At 33.3% G+C, this 20,946-nt stretch carries 20 protein-coding genes; 13 read left to right on the forward strand and 7 right to left on the reverse strand.

The window, feature by feature from the left end:
• Positions 1–111 precede the first annotated feature (111 nt).
• The 4 genes from K6T82_RS15755 (at position 112) to K6T82_RS15770 (ending at position 2,368) form a co-directional block, all read left to right on the forward strand.
• Entirely contained in the window at positions 112–927 is an 816-nt protein-coding gene (locus K6T82_RS15755) for a hypothetical protein (protein ID WP_223707444.1), read from the forward strand.
• The gene (locus K6T82_RS15760; protein ID WP_129746158.1) at positions 927–1,541 is read left to right on the forward strand and encodes a deoxynucleoside kinase; all 615 of its coding nucleotides are present in this window, start codon (positions 927–929) and stop codon (positions 1,539–1,541) included. Before K6T82_RS15755 ends, K6T82_RS15760 begins: the two co-directional genes overlap by 1 nt.
• Positions 1,542–1,668: 127 nt before the next feature.
• On the forward strand, positions 1,669–1,998 hold the full coding sequence (locus tag K6T82_RS15765; protein WP_223707446.1) for a type II toxin-antitoxin system HigB family toxin: 330 nt from the start codon (positions 1,669–1,671) through the stop codon (positions 1,996–1,998).
• 1 nt (position 1,999) lies between these two features.
• Positions 2,000–2,368: a helix-turn-helix domain-containing protein gene (locus K6T82_RS15770; protein WP_223707447.1), complete on the forward strand. Its 369-nt coding sequence runs from the start codon at positions 2,000–2,002 to the stop codon at positions 2,366–2,368.
• Positions 2,369–2,424: 56 nt separating this feature from the next.
• Here K6T82_RS15770 and K6T82_RS15775 read toward each other — a convergent pair whose 3' ends face one another.
• The 5 genes from K6T82_RS15775 to K6T82_RS15795 form a co-directional block, all read right to left on the reverse strand.
• Positions 2,425–4,977 (reverse strand): sodium-translocating pyrophosphatase, encoded by a 2,553-nt coding sequence (locus tag K6T82_RS15775; protein WP_223707449.1) that lies wholly within the window; start codon positions 4,975–4,977, stop codon positions 2,425–2,427.
• A gap of 112 nt (positions 4,978–5,089) precedes the next feature.
• Entirely contained in the window at positions 5,090–5,620 is a 531-nt protein-coding gene (locus K6T82_RS15780; RefSeq protein ID WP_223707451.1) for an inorganic diphosphatase, read from the reverse strand.
• A 111-nt stretch (positions 5,621–5,731) separates the two neighbouring features.
• Positions 5,732–6,331, reverse strand: coding sequence for a DNA-3-methyladenine glycosylase family protein (locus K6T82_RS15785; RefSeq protein WP_223707453.1), 600 nt, complete (start codon positions 6,329–6,331; stop codon positions 5,732–5,734).
• A gap of 197 nt (positions 6,332–6,528) precedes the next feature.
• On the reverse strand, positions 6,529–9,030 hold the full coding sequence (locus K6T82_RS15790; protein WP_223707455.1) for a DUF5686 family protein: 2,502 nt from the start codon (positions 9,028–9,030) through the stop codon (positions 6,529–6,531).
• 68 nt (positions 9,031–9,098) lie between these two features.
• Entirely contained in the window at positions 9,099–10,076 is a 978-nt protein-coding gene (locus tag K6T82_RS15795; protein ID WP_223707458.1) for a pyruvate dehydrogenase complex E1 component subunit beta, read from the reverse strand.
• Between the two features lie 502 nt (positions 10,077–10,578).
• Between K6T82_RS15795 and K6T82_RS15800 the strand changes: the two genes are divergently transcribed.
• From K6T82_RS15800 to K6T82_RS15815, 4 genes are all read left to right on the forward strand, one after another.
• Positions 10,579–11,325 (forward strand): electron transfer flavoprotein subunit beta/FixA family protein, encoded by a 747-nt coding sequence (locus K6T82_RS15800; protein ID WP_223707460.1) that lies wholly within the window; start codon positions 10,579–10,581, stop codon positions 11,323–11,325.
• A gap of 86 nt (positions 11,326–11,411) precedes the next feature.
• Positions 11,412–12,380: an electron transfer flavoprotein subunit alpha/FixB family protein gene (locus tag K6T82_RS15805; RefSeq protein ID WP_223707462.1), complete on the forward strand. Its 969-nt coding sequence runs from the start codon at positions 11,412–11,414 to the stop codon at positions 12,378–12,380.
• 164 nt (positions 12,381–12,544) lie between these two features.
• Positions 12,545–13,168, forward strand: coding sequence for a bifunctional nuclease family protein (locus tag K6T82_RS15810; RefSeq protein ID WP_223707464.1), 624 nt, complete (start codon positions 12,545–12,547; stop codon positions 13,166–13,168).
• A gap of 113 nt (positions 13,169–13,281) precedes the next feature.
• Entirely contained in the window at positions 13,282–14,133 is an 852-nt protein-coding gene (locus K6T82_RS15815) for a thymidylate synthase (RefSeq protein ID WP_223707466.1), read from the forward strand.
• A 31-nt stretch (positions 14,134–14,164) separates the two neighbouring features.
• Here the strand turns inward: K6T82_RS15815 and K6T82_RS15820 are convergent, their stop codons facing one another.
• On the reverse strand, positions 14,165–14,461 hold the full coding sequence (locus K6T82_RS15820) for an isoamylase early set domain-containing protein (protein WP_223707469.1): 297 nt from the start codon (positions 14,459–14,461) through the stop codon (positions 14,165–14,167).
• Between the two features lie 240 nt (positions 14,462–14,701).
• On the opposite strand from K6T82_RS15820, the gene K6T82_RS15825 reads away from it, so the two are divergent.
• The 4 genes from K6T82_RS15825 to porT all read left to right on the forward strand — a co-directional run bounded on the left by K6T82_RS15825 (position 14,702) and on the right by porT (position 17,548).
• Complete coding sequence (locus K6T82_RS15825; RefSeq protein WP_223707471.1) at positions 14,702–15,046, forward strand: 2TM domain-containing protein; 345 nt, start codon at positions 14,702–14,704, stop codon at positions 15,044–15,046.
• Between the two features lie 11 nt (positions 15,047–15,057).
• On the forward strand, positions 15,058–15,540 hold the full coding sequence (locus K6T82_RS15830) for a dihydrofolate reductase (RefSeq protein WP_223707473.1): 483 nt from the start codon (positions 15,058–15,060) through the stop codon (positions 15,538–15,540).
• Between the two features lie 570 nt (positions 15,541–16,110).
• A complete protein-coding gene (gene ubiE / locus K6T82_RS15835) occupies positions 16,111–16,842 on the forward strand; it encodes a bifunctional demethylmenaquinone methyltransferase/2-methoxy-6-polyprenyl-1,4-benzoquinol methylase UbiE (protein ID WP_223707475.1) in 732 nt (243 codons plus the stop codon).
• 1 nt (position 16,843) lies between these two features.
• Positions 16,844–17,548 (forward strand): type IX secretion/gliding motility protein PorT/SprT, encoded by a 705-nt coding sequence (porT, locus tag K6T82_RS15840; protein WP_223707477.1) that lies wholly within the window; start codon positions 16,844–16,846, stop codon positions 17,546–17,548.
• A gap of 9 nt (positions 17,549–17,557) precedes the next feature.
• Here the strand turns inward: porT and K6T82_RS15845 are convergent, their stop codons facing one another.
• Positions 17,558–18,286 (reverse strand): TrmH family RNA methyltransferase, encoded by a 729-nt coding sequence (locus K6T82_RS15845; RefSeq protein WP_223707479.1) that lies wholly within the window; start codon positions 18,284–18,286, stop codon positions 17,558–17,560.
• A gap of 37 nt (positions 18,287–18,323) precedes the next feature.
• On the opposite strand from K6T82_RS15845, the gene tamL reads away from it, so the two are divergent.
• Positions 18,324–20,897: a translocation and assembly module lipoprotein TamL gene (gene tamL / locus K6T82_RS15850; RefSeq protein ID WP_223707482.1), complete on the forward strand. Its 2,574-nt coding sequence runs from the start codon at positions 18,324–18,326 to the stop codon at positions 20,895–20,897.
• Positions 20,898–20,946 lie beyond the last annotated feature (49 nt).

Consider the following 20,946-nt stretch of genomic DNA (forward strand, 5'->3'; position numbering starts at 1 on the left):
ATAGAACGTCTTATTTTTTAGACTATTAGAATAAAAAAAGGTTTAAAGATGAAAAGTAGGTTTCTAACGATGGTTTTTCGTAATTTGGTACTCTTGTAAATCAATTTTATAATGTATAAAACAGTGCAAAAATTCATATTCTCTTTTTTTATTTTCTGCACTATAAATCCGCTTTGTGCCCAGAATTTGAGCATAAATCCGACTTTAATTTCTCATTACAAAAACAATTCAGATGCTTTTTTAGGATTTGATGCTTTCGGATATTCCTATCAGATTAAAAATAATGTTTTCAGTAAAATAAAAGGAAACGAACTTTTTGAATATAAAAATGTTTCTCTTGGAAAAATCACAAAAGTTGATTTACAAAATCCGTTAAAAATGGTGTTGTTTTATGAAGATTTCAATAGTGTCGTTTTATTGGACAATCAATTGAATAAAATGACCGAAATCAACTTTTCTCAACATCCAACACCAATTGTAGTTACTGCGATAGGTATGTCTACACAAAATCAATTATGGATTTACAACACTTTAAATCAACAAATTGGCTTGTTTGATTATTTAAAAAATGAATATAAAACCGTTTCAATTCCTTTGACAGAACCCATTCAATATTATCAAACTGATTTCAATACTTTCTTTTGGATTGACAAAAAGAAGAATTGGTACTCTTGTGATATTTTTGGAAAGATTACTTCTTTAGGAAAAATAGCTGATTTTGATAAAATTGCAATCATTAACACTTCACAATATCTTTTTTCTAAGGATAATTTATTGTTTTTTAGAGGAATTGACAAATCAAGTCCTGAGGCAGTTTCTGAGATTAAAATTTTAGAAAAAACCTTTGACAATTTTTATTACAAAGAACAAATTTTATCTATTTTTACAGCTACAGATATATCCAATTATAAAATCGTAACACCGTAATGCACATAGCAATAGCAGGAAACATAGGCGCAGGAAAAACCACTCTGACCAAATTATTAGCCAAACATTTCAAATGGGAACCTCATTATGAAGATGTAGTTGATAATCCGTATTTAGATGATTTTTACCATCAAATGGAGCGCTGGTCTTTTAATCTTCAGATTTATTTCCTGAACAGTCGTTTTCGTCAAGTGCAGCAAATTCGCGAAAGCGGAAAGAAAATTATTCAGGACAGAACGATTTATGAAGATGCGCATATTTTCGCACCCAATTTATATGCAATGGGATTAATGACGAGTCGTGATTTTGAAAATTATACGTCTTTATTTGAATTAATGGAATCTTTGGTAAAAGCTCCAGATTTATTGATTTATTTAAGAAGTTCTATTCCAAATTTGGTCGGACAGATTCACAAACGCGGACGCGAATATGAAAACTCTATTTCGATAGATTATTTGAGCCGTTTGAACGAAAGATACGAAGCATGGATTCAGACTTACACCAAAGGAAAGTTACTAATTATCGATGTTGACAATATCAATTTTGTTGACAATCCAGAAGATTTAGGAGATATTATCAATAGAATTGATGCTGAATTAAACGGACTATTTTAAGCAATAATTTTCAGATTATACCAATATAAAAAAGCCTCTAAATAATTTAGAGGCTTTTTTTATATATCAGAGCTTTTAAAAAATAATTATTTTCTTACTTTTAAAGCATTGAAATTCATTTCCCGTTTTGGGAAAATTTATTATATTTGTCAAACCAATTATGAGAATAATAGCTAAAAGAACCTTGCAAAATTTCTGGGAGCGATTTCCAAACTCAAAACAACAATTGTTAGCATGGTACCAAATCTTTGATAAAAACAATTTTGAAAATTCAAATGTTATAAAATCTTTCTTTGGTACCGCAGACTTTGTCGGAAACAATAAAGTTGTTTTTAATATTTGCGGAAATCATTACCGCTTAATTGTAAAAATCAATTACGACACTCAAATCGTTTACATTCTTTTTGTTGGAACACATAGTGAATACGATGATTTAAAAGACATTAAAAATTTGTAATATGAATATAAAACCTATAAAAACAGAAGACGATTATAATGAAGCATTGAAAAGGGTTAATATTCTTTTTGATGCGAAACCAGATACTACAGAAGGAGATGAATTAGATATATTAGTAACACTTATTGAAAAATACGAGCAAATACATTATCCAATTCCTGATCCTGATCCAATTGAGGCTATAAAATTTATGATGGAGCAAAATGGATTGACAGATGCTGATTTAGGAATTATTTTAAATAGTCGCTCCAGAGTTTCAGAATTATTCAATAAGAAGAGGGCATTAACTATAAAACAAATTCGAATATTAACTGAAAAGCTTCATATCCCGGCGTCAATTTTGATTAAAGAGTATGCTTTAATTCCATAAAAAAAGCCTCTAAATAATTTAGAGGCTTTTGTATGTTATGAACTTTGTCAAAAATATTATTTCGCGGCTTCAACTTTCGCTAAAACTTCTTCTTCCGTTCCTTCAAAAACTTCAGTTGTTGTTTTACCATTTTCTGTTTTAGTAACAGATCCTGTAGTTTTACCGTCTATATTTTTAACTTCAACTCTTACAGACGATTTTTTCTCGTATTTAGAAGTATCAAAGCAATCTGTTTTTTTATAAGGATTACCATTTTCGTCAAAATGCGCCAAACATTTAGCTGTTTCTTCTGGCGAACAACCTTTCTCTTTACACATTTTGATGCATTCTTCTTTTGTCATTCCAGACATATCACCACATTTCGAAAGATTTCCTGCATGCATTTCTGTTTTTGCACAGCAAGAGGCTTTTCCTGCGATATCTGAATGCGTACTACCTTCCCCTAAAATTGGAGCAATTACCAATCCGATCAAACAAGTTAATTTGATCAAAATATTCATTGAAGGTCCAGAAGTATCTTTAAACGGATCTCCAACCGTATCTCCGGTCACGGCTGCTTTGTGTGCATCTGAACCTTTGTATGTCATTTCTCCATTAATCATAACTCCAGCTTCAAAAGATTTTTTAGCATTGTCCCAGGCACCACCAGCATTATTTTGGAAAACTGCCCAAAGTACACCAGAAACGGTAACTCCAGCCATATATCCCCCTAACATTTCAGCGATTAACTGATTGTTATCTGAGTAAACCAATTTTCCTAAAAGAACAATTAAAATAGGAAAACCAATCGTTAAAATTCCAGGAAGCATCATTTCGCGTAAGGCGGCTTTTGTAGAAATCTCAACGCATTTTCCGTACTCTGGTTTTCCCGTTCCTTCCATAATTCCAGCAATTTCTTTGAATTGGCGACGAACTTCATAAACCATATCCATTGCTGCTTTTCCAACAGAATTCATTGCCAAAGCAGAGAAAACAACCGGAATCATTCCGCCGACAAATAGCATGGCCAAAACAGGTGCTTTAAAAATATTAATTCCGTCGATTCCTGTAAAAGTTACATAAGCTGCAAATAAAGCCAATGAAGTTAAGGCTGCAGAAGCAATTGCAAATCCTTTTCCAGTTGCTGCAGTTGTATTTCCTACTGAATCTAAAATATCGGTTCTGGTACGAACTTCTTTTGGCAATTCACTCATTTCGGCAATTCCACCAGCATTATCAGAAATTGGTCCGAAAGCATCGATTGCCAATTGCATTGCTGTTGTTGCCATCATTGCAGATGCAGCCAAAGCTACTCCATAAAATCCTGCTAATGCATAAGAAATCCAAATGGCTACAGCGAACAAAATTACAGTTGGAAAAGTAGAAATCATTCCTGTTGCTAAGCCAGCAATTACATTTGTTCCCGCGCCTGTAGACGATTTTTGAACAATTGCCAAAACTGGTTTTGTTCCTAATCCTGTGTAATATTCTGTTACTGATGAAATGGCTCCACCAACAACTAATCCCACTATTGTTGCACCGAAAACGCGCGTTGATGAAATAGCTTTAGAACCTTCACCAAAGAATGACATTTGCATTACTTCTGGAAGCATATATTTCACTAAAAAATAACAAGCAACAGCGGTTAAAATAATAGAAACCCAGTTTCCGATATTTAATGCTTTCTGAACTTGTGCTTCTTTTGCATTGTCATCTGAAATTTTCACTAAAAAAGTTCCGATAATAGAAAATAAAATTCCAAAACCGGCAATCGCCATTGGAAGTAAAATTGGGCCAATTCCGCCGAAAGCGTCGTTGATACTTCCGCCCATATCTTTTATCACGTAGTTTCCAAGAACCATCGCTGCTAAAACTGTTGCTACATAAGACCCAAATAAATCGGCTCCCATACCTGCAACATCCCCAACGTTATCTCCTACGTTATCTGCAATTGTAGCCGGATTACGCGGGTCATCTTCTGGAATTCCGGCCTCAACTTTACCAACTAAATCGGCTCCGACGTCTGCCGCTTTAGTATAAATTCCGCCTCCAACACGCGCAAACAAAGCAATTGATTCTGCCCCAAGTGAAAATCCTGCCAAAGTTTCCAGAACAACAGTCATTGTATCTGTGTCTTTCCAAACTCCATCAGAAAAAAGATTAAAGAAAATTATAAAAAAGGCTGTTAAACCTAAAACTGCCAATCCTGCAACACCAAGTCCCATTACGGTTCCACCTCCAAAAGAAACTTTTAAAGCTTGTGGCAAACTTGTACGAGCCGCCTGTGTTGTTCTAACGTTTGTTTTAGTTGCTATTTTCATTCCGATATTTCCTGCGTAAGCCGAAAATAAAGCACCAAAAATAAATGCAATTACGATTAATAAATGTGTTTTAACTCCTGGAATAAATGTAATTCCTGCCAAAGCTAAACTGGCAATAATTACGAAAACGGTCAGTAACTTATACTCTGCTTTCAGAAAAGCTAGGGCTCCTTCATAAATGTAATCTGAAATCTCTTTCATCTTACCATCTCCGGCATCTTGTTTTAAAACCCAACTCCTTTTTATTCCCATGAAAAGTAATCCTAAAACTGCCATTACAATTGGCAGGTAAATCATAAATGCATTCATAATGTTTTAATGGTTTTGGTTAATAGTCAACAAACTAACTAAAACGAATTTAAACAAAAAAGCAATACTCCTGACGGAGTATTGCTTTTTTTATAAAATATGAAGCCTTAAATTATTTAATGCTAAATAATCCTTCTGGTTTATTTTCGATATCGTTAAAACGTTTTGTACACTCAGCGATAATTGCAAACGCTTCGTTTACATCTCCCCATCCTTCAACATCAACTTTTTTGTTTTCAAGATCTTTGTAAACTTGGAAGAAATGCTCTATTTCTTTCAATAAGTGCCCGTTAATATCTGAAAGATCATTTAGTGAATTCCAGATTGGATCTGAAACTGGTACACAGATAATTTTTTCGTCTGGTCCTTTATCATCTGCCATGTGGAAAACTCCAATTGGCTTAACCTCCATAACACATCCAGGGAAAGTCGGTTCGTTTACTAAAACTAATACGTCAAGAGGATCTCCGTCTAATGCTAATGTTTCTGGAATAAATCCGTAATCAGCTGGGTACATCATTGAAGAGAACAACATTCTGTCAAAACGCATTCTTTTAATTTCAAAATCGTATTCGTATTTATTTCTGCTTCCTCTTGGTATTTCGATTAACACATCGAAAGTCGTTAATTTGTCTGCGGTCATTTTCGTTTTTTATTGTTTCTATAATTTCGGTTGCAAAAATAACCAAAGAATCTAGTTCTACAATAAAAAAGAAGGTTAAATTATCCGCATTAGAGTTTAAAAAACAAGCATTTAATACGTAATTGTTCGATTTCTTTTTTTGAGGTAATAATGCCAAAGCAAATAGGTGGCATAAGAACGGTACGGACTCCATTGTTCTGCATGAGTTTCCATTTCTTGCTTATCATGAATATTCAACAACTCTTTGATTGTATTGACCACTGCAATATCTCCAAGTGGAATTAAGTCGGGTTCTTCTAGACAGAACATTAAATAAATATCGATTGTCCAATTTCCGATTCCTTTTAATTTAATGAGCTCTTCACGAACTTGTTTTGCTGGTTTCGAAGCCAAACTTTCAATATCTAATTCTTTATTTATAACCGCTTCCGCTAAAATCTTAATGTATTTTGTTTTCTGACGACTAACTCCCAAACTTCTAAATTCTTCATCAGTCAAAATTGCCATATTTTCAGGATCGCAAGCTTTGTAAGCTTTGATTTTTAAAAATGTGGCTTTCGCCGAATCTATAGAAACTTGTTGTTCCAATATCAGCAAAACCAAAGTTTCAAAACCCGGCGGACGTCTTGGAATTGGAGGCAATCCATACTTCTCTATGATTTCTAGAAATATCGGATTTTTGGATGAAAGAAAATCTATGGCTTCTTGCATGATGCTGCTTTTAAGTCTAATCTCAAAAGTAAATAAAAAATAATCTCGCAAAGACGCCAAGTCGCTAAGTTTTTGTTTCACACAGATTTCGCAGATTTAAGCGGATAAATTATAGATTAAAAATCTGCGTGAAACAAAATAAAAAAGTCGCAAAGATTTGAAACCTTTGCGACTTTGTTACTTTCTCACTTAGAACCTTAAAAATAAAATCCGAAAGATCCTTTTATTGCAAATTTATGTGCGTCTGGCATATCTAAATAATTCCCTCTCCAAGAAAAATCAAGACGGAAAACTTTGAATATATTCCCAATTCCTGCGTTGTATTCCCAATATACTTTTTCTGGCGCATTGTATGGCAATCCTGAAGCATTGATAGCACGATTGGCATCAGAAATTGTTCCGTGAACGGCTCTAATTCCAATAAACTCTCTCCAGTTTAACTTTCTCATAAATGGAATTCTAGCAAACAATCTTCCTCCAAAATCATGATTCCATTGCAAAGTAGTATATTGATCCGTTACGAATTCGTAGAAATTCAAGTTACTGAATGTATTTTCAATCGTAAAATAAGTCTGATTTCCAGGAATAACGCTCATCAATCCTAACGGAATTGTACCGAAAGTTTTTCCGGTTTCAATTGTAATATTTGTTCTTCCTAATGGCCCAATAATAATAGGTTGTCTGTAGAATAACTGAATTTTTTCATAAGCAAAATCACTATCGAAAACCCCCTTAAGTCCATAACTAAAATTCACAAAGAAATGACTAAAAGGACTATCCACTAAATCTCTTTCAACACCGTAACCGATAGTCTTTCTGTTTGGCATATATTCAAACTGAATATTCGCTTCAGATTGCTTTACTGCACTTTGAATAACTCCTGTAGGGTTTGCAGGACTTGGCAAGGTCGTGTAGTAATCTAAACTAAATGTTGGTGAAGCCGATTCTAATGTTCGATATGAAAATCCTGCCTGAACAATAAAATTCTTTTTGGCTTCCATTTCTATAGAAACATTACTCAAATTTATATTGGTAAGCTTTCCATTACTTCCTGTTGTAAACAAAGCAGAAGAAGCAAAACTTCGCCCTAAAACGTCATTTGTTGTGGTTAAACTGGCTCCAATTTGCTCAATATCGCGCCTGTTTCCTCCAGAAATAATAACTCGGTTTTTCTTATCTACCATCCATTTTCCTGAAACTCCGTATTTGAATTTATTATCATCAAATCCATAAGCGGTGTAAGCCTGAATACGCCAAGGATCATTTGGACCGAAATACGTCCTTCCTCCAACTCTTAATCGTAAACCTTCTACTTCGTTATACCCAAATGTAGAGAAAATGGGCCCATAATCGAAGTTTTTAAATTCGACATAACCACTTCCCAAAATGGAGACGAGATTATACAACTGCTTGAATCGCTTGACGGTTTGCAAGGTATCGAGCATTTTATAAATACCTGCTTCGTCTTTATTTAATTTTTCAAAACGATTTTCTTCCCAGAATTCAGGCGGTCGCTCATAGACCGCATTGTCTATGAAATTGACTTCCTCTTTATAAAATTTCTCAGGTTTCTGAATATTGAATTTATGGTTTCTGTACAATGTTGTTCGTTTTCCATAAACCCCTTTTGATTTTTCTTTTTTGTTCAAAGCAAAATCAGACATCATATAATCACGTGTCAAAAGGAAAACTGAATCATTTTCTACTTCAAATTCCTGTTCGATGTAAATATCTTTTACCCAGTTAATATTGGCACTTTTGGTTACGCCCATATTAATTTTTTTGATTGCAAAAGTCGTATCGTTGACCCAAAAATCTCCTTTGAAAGTTAATTCGTTTTTACGTCTTGGATAAAAAACAATATTATAGCACCACTTTTTATCGACAAAAGCACTGTCTTTCAATACATAATTATAGACATCAATTCCTGTTTTAGAAAGCGGACTGGTAAAGCTTTTATCAAAAAATTTAAGGTGATTATCGTAAATATTATAATCAGAATAAAGATCTTTTACAAAAGACAAAATCTGCTGATTTCCATTAAAACCAGACATTTTATTTCCAGTCAGATTTTCTTTTACTTTCTTTAATTTATTGTCACCGTAAACATCATAAACCGATTCATTGATAAAAATGGGCAAATATGTTTTTCCGGTAACATCTGAAGTATCCACATGATTAAAGACAAACTCCATGCCTTTGAAAAGTTTGTTTTTCATAAAAGCACTATCAATCGTATTCATATCGAATTCGACTTTTTCGTACTTCTGCATTTGATATTGATTGAATTGGTAAAGTCCGTTTTTACGCTTTCTTTCCCATATTTTCCTCAAGATATCTAATGCCGGATTATTCTTTTTAGAAGTTTTCCCCGTAAAAATAACAACTTCATTCAAAGCTTCGGCTTCGCCTAAAACAATTTTAAAATTATAATTTACCGCTTTTTCTAAAGGAACTTCTTTATCTGAGAATCCAGCCGAAGTAACTAATAATGCAGTGTAAGTATTTGGTGATTCCAGATAAAAACGTCCGTCTTCGTTAGAAACGATTCCAGTATTTGAACCTTTAAAAACCACATTTGCAAACGGTATCGGCTGATTTGATTTATCCAAAACAATTCCGCTCACCTTAGTTTGTGCAGTAGCAACATTCGCAAAAGCAAATACAATATATAAGAGAAACAGCTTTATTTTGTTCATTATTATGTAAAAAAAAACTTCACCAATCCATGTTGTCTGATGAAGTTTTATTAGTATTTATTTTGGTATTATTTGTACAATACTTTCTTTACTGCTTTAACAACATCACCAGCGTTTGGCAACCAGTCTTTAAGCAATACAGGAGAGTAAGGTGCAGGAGTATCTGCAGTTGTAATACGTTGAATTGGTGCATCCAAGAAATCGAATGCTTGTTCTTGAACGATATATGTAATTTCAGAAGAAACACTTGCAAATGGCCAAGCTTCTTCAAGAATTACTAAACGGTTTGTTTTTTTAACAGAAGTAAGAATTGCATCTTTATCCATCGGACGTACAGTTCTTAAGTCGATGATCTCACAAGAGATTCCTTCTTTAGCTAATTCATCAGCAGCGATAAAAGCTTCTTTGATGATTTTTCCAAAAGAAACAATAGTAACATCTTTTCCTTCACGTTTGATATCAGCAACTCCTAATGGAATTGTATATTCTCCGTCTGGCACTTCTCCTTTGTCACCATACATTTGCTCAGATTCCATGAAAATTACTGGATCGTTATCGCGAATTGCAGATTTTAATAGTCCTTTTGCATCATATGGAGTTGAAGGAACTACAACTTTAAGACCTGGAGTGTTAGCAAACCAGTTTTCTAAAGCCTGAGAGTGAGTTGCTCCTAATTGACCAGCAGAAGCTGTTGGTCCGCGGAAAACGATAGGCACATTAAATTGTCCTCCTGTCATTTGACGCATTTTAGCAGCGTTATTAATAATTTGATCAATACCAACTAAACAGAAGTTGAAAGTCATATATTCTACAATCGGTCGGTTTCCGTTCATTGCAGAACCTACTGCAATTCCTGTAAAACCAAGCTCAGCAATTGGAGTATCGATTACTCTTTTTTCTCCAAACTCAGCAAGCATTCCTTTTGAAGCTTTGTATGCTCCGTTGTATTCTGCAACCTCTTCGCCCATTAAATATATGGATTCATCGTGACGCATTTCTTCGCTCATCGCTTCACAAATGGCCTCTCTAAATTGTATTGTTCTCATATTTTATATTGTATGTTGAATTTTCTGAAGAGCAAAAATAAATATTTTAAATAACTTAAAAGCATAAATTGAATTTAAAATCGCACTAACTTCTCCGCTTATCTAGCTTTTAACTTTTTTAAGTCAATTGTGATATTTACGAAAACGATATAATAGACGTTTAATTCACACTTATTTCTTCAATATTATTTTTTCGACAAACTTTAATTTATTTGTTGAATTACTGTTTCTTCAAAATCCAATCATTTAAACGTAAAAAATGAAAATTTAGTATTTATCAGACAAAAAACAAATGCTCGAGTTGTATTCAAACATTGCAAAATTCCTAAGAATCAGACAAAATGAATAATTTTTTAATTTTAGAATCCGATGAAAGTCACTCAAAACCGCACAATTTGCGAAAACGTAATAGTTTTAAAAAATATTATGCATGCATAGTATAATTATTCCAAATAATATTCTAAATTTGTAAAAGCATATTATAAATTCAAAATATATACTTATGAAAATACTAGTTTGCATCAGCCATGTGCCTGATACTACTTCAAAAATCAACTTTACAAACGGTGATTCAGAATTTGATACAGCCGGCGTACAATATGTAATTAATCCTAACGACGAATTCGGTCTTACACGTGCTATTTGGTTCCAAGAACAACAAGGTGCAAATGTAACGGTTGTAAACGTTGGTGGCCCAGATACAGAACCAACTTTGCGTAAAGCATTGGCAATTGGTGCAAACGAAGCAATTCGTGTAAACGCAAATCCAACTGACGGATTTTTCGTTGCAAAACAATTAGCAGAAGTAATTAAAAACGGTGGTTATGACTTAGTAATCGCAGGAAAAGAGTCTTTAGATTATAACGGAGGAATGGTTCCTGGAATGATTGCTGGAATTTTAGGTTCTAACTTCTTAAACTCTTGTACAAGCTTAACTGTTGACGGAAACAACGTAAAAGCAGTTCGTGAAATCGACGGTGGAAAAGAAACTGTAAGCACGACTCTTCCATTAATCATTGGAGCTCAAAAAGGTCTTGTTGAAGAAAAAGACTTACGCATCCCGAACATGAGAGGAATTATGACAGCAAGAACGAAAGCTCTAACAATTCTTGAGCCAGTTGATGCAGCGGTAAACACAAAAGCAGTGAAATTTGAAAAACCAGCTCCAAAATCAGCAGTAAAATTAGTTTCTCCTGATAATTTAGACGAGTTAATCCATTTATTACACAACGAAGCGAAAGTAATCTAGTAATCAGTTTTCAGTCGCAGTTTTCAGTTTTCAGCAATAACCTGAAACTTGAAACCTAAAACTTTAAACCTCTAAACAAAAAAATCATGTCAATATTAATATACGCAGAATCTGCAGAAGGAAAATTTAAAAAAGTTGCTTTCGAATTAGCTTCTTACGCTAAAAAAGTAGCAGAATCTTTAGGAACAACTGTTACAGCTTTGACTGTAAACATTAGCGATGTTAGCGAATTAGCTAAATACGGAGTTGATAAAGTTCTAAAAGTAAACAACGATAAATTAGCTGGTTTTACTGCAAAAGCTTACGCTGATGTAATCAAACAAGCAGCTCAAAAAGAAGGAACTAAATTAGTTTTACTTTCTTCAACAACAGATAGTATTTATCTTTCATCATTAGTAGCGGTTTCTTTAGAAGCTGGTTATGCCTCAAATGTTGTAGGATTACCAGTTAGCACTTCTCCTTTTCAGGTAAAAAGAAATGCTTTCTCAAACAAAGCTTTCAACATTACGCAAATCGATACCGATGTAAAAGTTCTTGGACTGGCTAAAAACTCTTACGGAATTTTCGAAAGCGCAGGAGCTGCTGCTGCCGAAGATTTTAATCCAACAATTGGAGACAATGATTTTGGTGTAAAAGTAGAATCTGTAGAAAAAGTATCTGGAAAAGTTTCAATTGCTGACGCAGACATCGTAGTTTCTGGCGGACGTGGATTAAAAGGTCCAGAAAACTGGGGATTAATCGAAAATTTAGCCGAAGTTTTAGGTGCTGCAACGGCATGTTCTAAACCAGTTTCAGATTTAGGATGGAGACCTCACAGCGAGCACGTTGGACAAACAGGAAAACCAGTTGCGACCAACTTATACATTGCAGTTGGAATCTCTGGAGCTATTCAGCATATTGCTGGTATCAACTCGTCTAAAGTAAAAGTAGTAATCAATAACGATCCTGAAGCTCCTTTCTTTAAAGTAGCAGATTATGGAGTTGTTGGTGATGCTTTTGAAATTCTACCACAATTAACAGAGAAACTAAAAGCTTTTAAAGCTCAGCATTCTTAATTTAAAATTCTCTCTTAAAATATAGCTGCCTAAAAACAAGATAATCGTATCTTTGTTTTAAGGCAGCTTTTTTGTTCCATATTTTTTGATTAAAATTGCACCTTTATTTTCCAATCAAAAAAAGTATTAAAATGCGGTGCTAAGTGCCCGTTTTACAAACATATATGAGTCTAGTAAAATTATCCATAAAAGGAATTTCATACAGTCAAACTCAAAATGGCGCTTATGCCTTAATTTTGAATGAAGTCGATGGCGAAAGAAAATTACCAATTGTTATTGGTGCTTTTGAAGCCCAATCAATCGCTATTGCTTTAGAAAAAGAGATCAAACCTCCACGTCCTTTAACACATGATTTGTTTAAAAATTTCGCTGAAAGATTTGACATTGTGGTAAAACAAGTTATCATTCATAAACTCGTTGACGGCGTTTTTTACTCTAGCTTAATTTGCGAAAGAGACAAAATTGAAGAAATTATCGATGCCAGAACTTCTGATGCAATTGCCTTAGCATTACGATTTAACGCACCGATTTTTACATACAAAAACATATTAGACAAAGCTGGTATTTATCTAAAATCGAACACAGCAGAAACAGATTCAGGTTCTCAGGAAATTGATGACGTACTTTCAAATCCAGAAACTTTCGGACGCGAAGAAGAAAGCAATCAATCCGGTGACGTTTATTCTAAACACAGTTTGCAGGAATTAAATGACTTGTTAGACCAGGCAGTTTCTCAGGAAGATTATGAGAAAGCAGCAAAAATAAGAGACGAAATCTCAAAAAGATAATTTTACAGCAATAAGCCGTAAGCTTTAGGCTATAAGCTTAAAGCAGAAATATAAAAAAACAGCTTAAGCATTAGGAAAAGCCTAAAGCTTACAGCCTAAAGCCTAAAGCAATAATGAAACAATACTTAGATTTAGTAAAACACGTTTTAGAAAACGGCAATCAAAAAGGAGATCGCACCGGAACTGGAACCAAAAGCGTTTTTGGATACCAAATGCGTTTTGATTTAAGTGAAGGTTTCCCAATGGTTACAACCAAAAAATTACATTTAAAATCGATCATTTATGAACTGCTTTGGTTTTTAAAAGGCGATACAAATATAAAATACCTTCAAGAAAACGGAGTTAAAATCTGGGATGAATGGGCAGATTCTAATGGCGATTTAGGTCCAGTATACGGACACCAATGGCGTAATTGGAATAGCGAAGAAATTGATCAGATTTCTGAATTAATTTCAGAGTTGAAAAAAAACCCAAACAGCCGCAGAATGTTGGTTTCTGCTTGGAATCCTTCTGTTTTACCAGACACAACAAAATCTTTTGAGGAAAATGTAGCCAATAACAAAGCGGCATTGCCTCCTTGTCATGCCTTTTTTCAATTTTATGTTGCCTCGCCTGATTTAGAAAAAGGAGAGACAAAAGGAAAACTTTCCTGTCAGCTGTATCAGCGTAGTGCAGATATCTTTTTAGGAGTTCCTTTTAATATTGCTTCTTATGCTTTATTGACAATGATGATTGCTCAAGTTTGCGATTTGGAGCCAGGTGAATTTATCCACACTTTTGGTGATGCGCACATCTACAACAATCATTTTGAACAATTAGAATTGCAATTGACCCGCGAACCAAAACCATTACCAAAAATGATTTTAAACCCTGAGATTAAAAACATCTTTGATTTTGATTTCAATGATTTTACTTTAGTTGACTATGATCCGCATCCTGCTATTAAAGGAAGTGTCGCTGTATAAAAACAAAAAATCCGCTAATTAGCGGATTTTTTTATACTACTAAAACACTGTTTTCGCTTCCTGCGTATTCATTCCATTTATAAGAATCAGCCTCTGGATCGTTCACATAAACACCATCAATTAGATACTTGAACTCATAAATAGCATCTTTAACTAAGTCATAAGTAGCTTTAAAAGTCCCATTTTTCAATTTACTTAAAGATCCTTCTTCAGCATTCCAATTGTTGAAATCTCCAACAACAGCAGCAGAACTTGCTTCTTTAGCATCTATTGAAAAAGTAACCTTACATACTGGTTTCGTTTTTACAAATTGTTTCTTTAAAGACATAACTATTTAGTTTTTAGATTTATACATTCTAAAATTAGTCAAATTCAACGAGACCCTCGCTACTCCTCTAGCCGATTTATCATAATACTAAAAACTGTATCTATTTTTAATTATATCTATAATTTATTAGCGTTAAAATTCTCTATTTCAAATTCGTAAGCCATTTTAAAGCAAATATTCTACGTGCATAATATTGACTTTCAAAAATAAATTTTAACTTTATAATCTCATTTTTATCTTATGGAAAAAGAAGTGCACGAACAATACGAATATGCCAGAAGACGATTAAGGCAAAAAAAGATTTTATATTTCCATTTTGTACTTTTTCTTCTGGGAAGTTTATTTTTATTTATTGCCAATAGATTTTTTGGTTTCGGAGAGGGCACAACTCAAAATTGGTGTATTTGGGGCATCACAATCTGGCTTTTCATTTTCATACTGCATTTTATAAAAGTATACATCACAGACCGTTTTATGAACAAGAAATGGGAAAGAGAGCAAATTGACAGATTAGTTGCTTTACAACAAAAGAGAATAACTCAACTTGAATCTTCTCTAAACGAAGACAATCAAAACAAAATTTAGTTTAGCATACCATGATTATAATGATAGCGGCTGCAGCCGAAAACAATGCACTTGGAAAGAACAACGAACTAGTATGGCATCTGCCAAATGATTTCAAAAGATTTAAATCACTTACTACCGGTCATCATATCATTATGGGAAGAAAAACTTTTGAAAGTTTTCCGAAACCATTACCCGATCGTGTACACATTGTAATTTCGCGTCAGGAAAACTATAAACCAGAAGGTTGTATTGTTGTTGACAGCATTGAAAAAGCAATCGCAATTTGTCCGGAAAATGATGATAATTACATTATTGGCGGAGGTGAAATTTACAATTTAGGACTTCCGTTTACTGATATAATCGAGCTTACCAAAGTTCATCATACTTTTGAAGCTGATACTTTTTTTCCTAAACTCAATAAAAGTGAATGGGTTTTAGTAGAATCTGAAGAAAATTTTAAAGATGAAAAACATCTTTATGATTACACTTATGAAACTTACATTAGAAAATAAATAAAAAACATCCTCTTTTCAGAGGATGTTTTTAGAATGATTGTTATCTTACAACTGACTTGCTCAAGAATTAGTTTTGTTTAAAAATCACAAATGTTAAAAACATTTGAAATAACTGAATAACATTTAATGTTAATTTGAGACCTACATCTCAAAACGCCTTTAATAACAAATACCACTAAGATATTAAAGGCAGAAAATTAAAATTTCCAAAAACAAATTTAATCCTAAGAACGTATTTTGCACTTTATAAATAAGTATTTCCCCCCAAGAACAATACTTTTACAAAACCTTTTCAAGAACAGATAGTTTACTAGCGCAAAAAAGTAATTATCTGCTTCAAGCCATTTTGGTAGTACCAATCATTAAAACTTAATCATTTTTACTTTAGCAAAGTTGCCCAAAATAGAGACAATGCACAATACCGCGTTTTAGTGATTTTTCTAAAATACCTAGATTTAGGGATGCGATTGGAATTCTAAAACAAGTCATTTCAAAACATTTAATTTACTAAGCAAAAAACTCAATTACAGTTAGACTAGATTGTTTATATTTGCCTAAATAAAAAAAATGTCTGAAAAAATAACTCCGTATAAAGACTCTTCATTAGGTAAAAAAGAGCAAGTAACCCAAATGTTTGACACGATTTCTGGGAATTACGATAATTTAAATCGCGTAATTTCTTTTGGAATTGATGTAAAATGGCGTAAAAAAGTATTAAAAATAGTCTCAGACAAAAAACCAAAAGTTGTTTTAGATATCGCAACAGGAACTGGAGATTTAGCTATTTTATTGACTCAGACCAAAGCTGAAAAAATTATCGGACTAGACATTTCTGCTGGAATGCTGGAAGTTGGAAGAAAAAAAGTGAAAGAAAAGAACCTTTCCAATATTATTGAATTAGTTTTGGGTGATTCTGAAAACATGCCTTTTGAAGACAATTATTTTGATGCAATTACAGTAGGTTTTGGCGTAAGAAACTTTGAAAATCTTGAAAAAGGTTTCGGTGAAATATTAAGGGTTTTAAAACCAAATGGTGTTTTCGTTATTTTAGAAACTTCTGTACCTGATAAATTTCCTTATAAACAAGGCTATAATTTTTACAGTAAAAACATTCTTCCGTTAATAGGGAAATTATTTTCAAAGGATAATGACGCATATGGTTATTTGTCTGAATCTGCTGCTGCTTTTCCTTATGGTGAAGCCTTGAACAATATTTTGAGAAAAACTGGGTTTATAGATGTTGTGGCAATGCCTCAAACTTTTGGTGTCGCAACAATTTATTCTGCATCTAAAAAATAGTATGAAAAAAGCTGTAATCTTATTTTTATTAGTCTTAACGACAAAAGGGCATTCGCAATTTGCTAAAAATATGTTTAGCAAAGACCCTATTATCAACCTTGAAAACTTTCAAAAACAACGTGTGTATTTTGGTTACTATTTAGGTTTTAATAGTTTTGACTTTAAATTTGATTATAAAATTCAGCAGGATATTCAGGTAAAAAAAACAACTGGATTTAATGTTGGGGTTGTCGCCGATTTGAGATTACAGGAATATATCAGTCTTCGTTTTGAACCGGGTTTGTACTATACCAAACGTGATTTGTATTTTCCAAATTTCACCTCCGAAAATGATTATTTAAGAGAGGTAAACAGTACTTACATCCATTTTCCTTTGCTTTTGAAGTTTTCTTCCCAGCGTACAGGAAACATCCGCCCTTTCTTGGTTGGCGGCGTGTCTACGACTTTAAATTTATCTAGCAACGCTAAATCTCAGGACGATAACTTTCAACAGAAATTTAGGGTAAAACAATGGACTGCCGCTTATGAATTAGGCCTAGGAATTGATATCTTCACAGAATATTTTATCTTCTCTCCTTCAGTTAGAGGAATGTTTGGAATTACCGATGAACTGATTCGCGACAATCCTGGACAGGCAAGTGGATGGACAGACAACATCGATTCGATGAAATCTAGAGCTATTTTAATAAATTTCACTTTTCATTAAAACAAAATCTTAACTATTTCGTTTAAATTCACTAAGAATAATTGCTGTTGCAGTAGCTACATTTAAACTTTCAGTTTTTTGAAGCTCTCCAAATCTGGGAATTGACAGACGAGAAGTTACTGTTTTTTCAATTTCTGCCGAAATTCCGTTGGCTTCATTACCCATAATAATGATTCCTTCCTCAGGCAGATTAGTTTGATAAATATTTTCTCCGTCCATAAAAGTTCCAAAAACCGGCAGTTTGGTTTGGGCAAGGAAAAGATTCAGATCAATATAATTGACGTTTACTCTGGAAATAGATCCCATTGTGGCTTGTACTACCTTTGGATTGTAAATATCTACTGTCTCTTTTGTACAAATTACCTGTTTAATACCAAACCAATCGCAAAGACGCAAAATGGTACCTAGATTTCCTGGGTCTCTAATATCGTCTAAAGCCAAAATTAGATCAGATTCGATTATTCTCTTTTCGGCTGGAATTTTGAAAACAGCCAGACAGGAGTTCGGAGTTGACAAAGCACTTATTTTCTTAAGTTCTTGTTCATTAATAAGAGTACGTTTTGAAGATTGAACCGCTTCAAAATCATTTAATGTCGTGTATAAATGTTCTAATTCAAAATTGGATTGCAGCAATTCTTGAATTACTTTTACTCCTTCGGCAAAAAATAATTGATTGGCAAAACGCTGCTTTTTTTGATGTAAACCAGAGATAAGTTTTATTTGGTTTTTACTAACCATAAAATAATGTACTTTTGAATTAAATATTAAAAAACACTTGAAAAATAATTCCACAAAAATAATAGCATTTCTTCTAATTGCAATATTAATTTGCGCTTGTAATGCCGTAAAAAGAGTTCCCGATGGAAAAAACCTTCTTGTAAAAAATAATATTCTGGTAAATGGAAAGGCTACAAGCGACGAAACAGCTTCCAATCAAATGTATCAAAAACCTAACGGTAAATTATTAGGATACAAACTTCGTTTAAATTTGTACAATTTAGCAAATTTAAATCCTGATTCTACTTATCAGGCAAAATTCAAAAACAATCCAGGAAAATACGAACGTATGTCTAAAATATTCTCTGCGAAGCAAGTAGATCGTCTTGGACAATCGTTTTATTACAAAGGAATTCATGAATTTCTAAAAAGCACTGGTGAACCTCCTGTTATCATTGATACTGCAAAGACAAAAAAATCGCTATTGCGTTTAAAATATTACTATTTCAACAATGGTTATTTTAATGTTTTAACCAATTTTACAATTGATACTGTCGGAATTAAAAGAGCCGCCATTAACTACAATATTACTACTGGTCCAGCATACAAACTAGACACCATTCGAACAGATATAAAAACTCCTGCATTAGATTCATTATATAGAACAAATATTGAACCTTCTCTATTGAAATCTGGAAATCAATACAAAACAACAGATTTTGAAGAAGAAAAAAATCGTATTACAACTTATTTTAGAAATCATGGTGCTTATTATTTCCAACCAACATATGTAACTTTTGATATTGATACAATTGGCAAAAAAGCAAAAGCAGATGTAACCTTAAAAATTAGTGACAATACCATTCAAGGAAGAGATTCAAGTCGTACAGAACCTTTTAAACTGTATACAATTAGCGATGTAAACATTTACACCGACTATTCTGCTGCAAATGCAAAAAAGAAACCAACAGATAGTACCACTTACAATAATTTTAATCTTTACAGCTATAACAAACTAAAATACAAACCTCGCGCTATCACAGACGCGATCTTCATTACCAAAGGAAGTACTTTTGCTGATTTCAGAACGACCTTATCTTCAAGATATCTAAACAACTTAAGGATTTTTAATTATCCTTCCATTCAGTACGAAGTTGACAAAAGAGACTCTACAGCTCAGTCCCTTATTGCGAATGTATATTTGACACCCAGAAAAAAATATAGTTTTGGGGCAACTCTTGATTTGACACATTCTAACATTCAGGATTTCGGAATTGGAGCCAGTGTCTCGGAAACTATTCGAAATGTATTTAATCGTGCAGAAACTTTAGAAATTTCAGCTCGTTTAAACATTGGTTCTTCCAGAGATATGGCCAACCCTAATGATAATTTCTTCAATGTTTCAGAATATGGTTTGGACATGAAACTGAATTTTCCTAGAATCCTTTTGCCTTTTGGAACAGAAAAAATTATTCCTAAAAGTATGATTCCTTATACTTCTATAACTTCCGGTTTTTCGAAGCAAAGAAATATTGGTCTAGACAAAGAGAATTTTACCGGTGGTATTTCATACAACTGGACCCCAAAACGTCATAATACTGCAAAATTGGAATTATTGAATGCACAGTTTGTTCGTAACTTAAATCCTGGTAATTATTTTAGAGTTTATACTTCTTCTTACAATGATTTGAACAACATTGGAAAAGATTACAATATTGATGGTCAAAACTGGGGAACTACACCAGAAGAACAAGCAAACAAAAACTTGGTGATCCCTACAGGAACTACAGGATTTACCAATGAAGTTTTAACAAATGAAACTGCGCTAACACCTGATAACCCACAATACAAAGAAGTAGAAAGCATAGAAGAAAGAAGAATTCGTTTGACAGAAAATGACTTTATTTTAGCAACGAGTTATACTTTCACAAAAACAACGAAAAAAGATTTGGCTGATAATAATTTTTATCAATTTAGAACAAAAATTGAATCAGCAGGTACTTTACTATCCTTAGTTTCTGAAATTGGAAATCTCCAGAAAAATTCACGAGGAAATTATGAAATCTTCAACTTGGAATATTCTGAATATATTAAAACTGAATTTGATTATATCAAACACTGGGATTTTGGAAAAGAAAAAGTTTTGGCTGTGAGAAGTTTCTTCGGAATCGCAATTCCTTTTGGAAACTCCAATTACATTCCGTTTTCACGAAGTTATTATGGTGGAGGTTCAAATGACAATCGCGCATGGCAACCTTACGCATTAGGACCAGGGAGTACAAATGCCGTAAACGACTTTAATGAGGCCAATATGAAAATTGCAGCAAGTGCTGAATTTCGTTTCAAAATTTTCGGAGACGTCAAGGGAGCACTCTTTGCAGATGCCGGAAATATCTGGAATGTGCTCGATAATGTCATCGATCCGAAAGCAAGATTTGACAACTTAAACGATTTAGAAGAAATTGCTTTGGGTACAGGATTTGGTTTACGATACGATTTAAGCTTTTTTGTTATTCGTTTAGATTTAGGCTTTAAGACCTATAATCCGGCGCATGAGAAGGGAGACAGATGGTTTAAAGAATACAATTTTGGTCATTCGGTTTTAAATTTTGGGATAAATTATCCGTTCTAATGCTAATTAATTCTTATTTTTGCAACCTAAAAACTAAAAACAACTATAA

The sequence above is a fragment of the Flavobacterium potami genome, from assembly GCF_020026915.1.
GTDB lineage: Bacteria > Bacteroidota > Bacteroidia > Flavobacteriales > Flavobacteriaceae > Flavobacterium > Flavobacterium potami.